This window comes from Oleiphilus sp. HI0086 (genome assembly GCF_001635225.1).
In genome coordinates, this window is the sequence record NZ_LWFZ01000833.1 from 1 (window position 1) to 2,373 (window position 2,373).

Annotated in this window: 2 protein-coding genes; both read left to right on the forward strand. The window is 41.8% G+C overall.

The window, feature by feature from the left end:
* The first annotated feature begins 72 nt into the window (after positions 1–72).
* The gene (sthA, locus tag A3756_RS15020; protein ID WP_068506486.1) at positions 73–1,464 is read left to right on the forward strand and encodes a Si-specific NAD(P)(+) transhydrogenase; all 1,392 of its coding nucleotides are present in this window, start codon (positions 73–75) and stop codon (positions 1,462–1,464) included.
* Between the two features lie 204 nt (positions 1,465–1,668).
* Positions 1,669–2,373: hypothetical protein (locus A3756_RS15025; RefSeq protein WP_156490498.1), on the forward strand; the 705-nt coding region annotated here is incomplete at its 3' end.

Consider the following 2,373-nt stretch of genomic DNA (forward strand, 5'->3'; position numbering starts at 1 on the left):
TGCAATGAAGTAGATACAGCTTAAGTATCATTACATACGGTTTTTTCTAGAGGTTCAGGAGATCAAGGTTATATGGCTGAGTATCATTATGATGTTGTAGTAATTGGCGCAGGCCCTGCAGGTGAAGGGGCAGCGTTAAACGCTGCAAAAGGCCATAAAATGGTCGCTGTGATCGAAGATAAACCCGTAGTTGGCGGGAACTGTGCTCATGTTGGAACAATACCTTCCAAAGCACTTCGACACGCCGTTAAGCAGATTATTACCTTTAACACCAATACCATGTTCCGTGATATCGGTGAGCCAAGATGGTTTTCCTTTCCGAGAGTCTTGAAGAACGCAGAAAAGGTAATCAGTAAACAGGTTAAGCTAAGAACCCGTTTTTATGCGCGAAATAAAATAGACTTGTACAACGGGTCGGCCTACTTTCTAGATGATAATCGTATAGAAATACGTGGAAATGGTTCCGCAGATATTGTTCATTTTAAAGAGGCGATCATAGCTAGCGGGTCTAGTCCCTATCGTCCGTCCAACGTTGATTTTACGCATGAGCGTATCTATTGTAGTGATTCGGTATTGCAGCTTAGCCATACTCCACGCACTATGGTTATTTATGGTGCCGGTGTTATTGGCTCCGAGTATGCATCAATTTTTTCAGGTTTAGGTGTGAAAGTCGACCTGATTAATCCTGGCGAGAAATTACTATCATTCCTTGATGATGAGATTTCTGATGCGCTTAGCTATCACCTTCGAAACAATGGTGTTCTTGTCCGACACAACGAAACCTACGAGACAGTTGTCGGTACCGATTACGGTGTAGAGGTTACTTTCGAGTCGGGCAAAAAGATCAAAGCTGATGCTTTTCTTTGGTGTAATGGTCGCAGCGGCAATACCCAAAATCTTGGGCTAGAAAATATAGGTCTTGAAGCAAACTCACGCGGTCAGCTTTCAATTGACGACCACTATCGAACAGATGTAGAGAATATCTATGCTGTAGGTGATGTGATTGGTTGGCCAGCACTTGCTAGCGCTGCTTACGATCAAGGTCGCTCTGCTTCATCCGCTTTGCTTAACGATAGTTACTTCAGGTTTATTAATGATGTACCTACCGGTATCTATACGATCCCAGAAATTAGCTCTGTCGGTAAGAATGAAAAGGAGCTTACGGAAGCCAAAGTTCCTTATGAAGTAGGGCAGGCATTTTTCAAAGACTTGGCTAGAGCTCAGATTACCGGTGAAGCGGTCGGAATGCTTAAAATATTGTTCCATCGTGAGACCAAAAAAATATTGGGAATCCATTGCTTTGGAGATCAGGCGGCCGAAATCGTACACATCGGTCAGGCGATTATGAATCAGGAAGGTGATGCAAATACCCTAGATTACTTCATTAATACCACATTTAACTACCCAACTATGGCAGAAGCATATCGTGTTGCGGCACTAAATGGTCTTAATCGCATATTCTGATTTTAAACTTTTCGTCATTTTTCTTCGATTTGAGAGCGTTTTTTGAACGCTCTTTTTCTTTTTGTTGTCTCAGTTCACGCTTCGGAATTCCTTCATTTGTAAGACTTTTTCTGATTTTGTAGCATTAGGGATATTTTGTAATAAAGCCGACTATCGCTACAACTGACTAAACTACGTAGCCAGACATGGAAAAGTGCCGCTTATATGATAACTCAAAGGTTTAGACTGTTTTCTTGGAGCTCCCTGTTTACACTCCTTTTAATTCTTTCCGGTTGTGGCGAGGGTGACAGTAAATATGTTCCTTTACCAGAAGACACGGAAGGAAACGAATCCTTAGACATTTTTCTAAATAGTGGTGCAGTTAAAGGCCCAGTCGCTTTCTCCGATATCTCGATCTATAGCGTCGATTTAGAGTCAGAGCGATATGCAAACTTTAAATCTGTTGCTAACGGTGTTTTTAAGGCATACGCTGACCTGGGTATATCTATTGATGGTGATTCCTTGGTTCTACCTGAAGGTCGGAGTTCTGCTCAGGTGCTGAATGATTTCGAGGCTCTGGTTGAAACAGGCTCCTATGTTTCTGAACTCGACTATTTCAAAGTAAAAGTTGAAAACGCAGGAACTATTGCAAAAGCTAAAAGCTATTTGGATGTCTATCTAGGGCTAACAAAGCCAGTTAAAGACGAGGATTCCACATTTGACTTGCTTAAGGAAGAGACAAATTCAATTGTTAAAGACAGAGTTTCGGAAGCCCTTTCCGCTTACTCTGATCTAAATGATTTTAAGCGGAAATTGAACGATGATGATGGCTTTTATGAAGAGCTTCTCGAAGTTAGCTCATTTTCAGGTGTTAATTCGGTAGTAGCCAAATACTCAACTAAAGAGTCAGACCCGACGAAAGCAGAACAC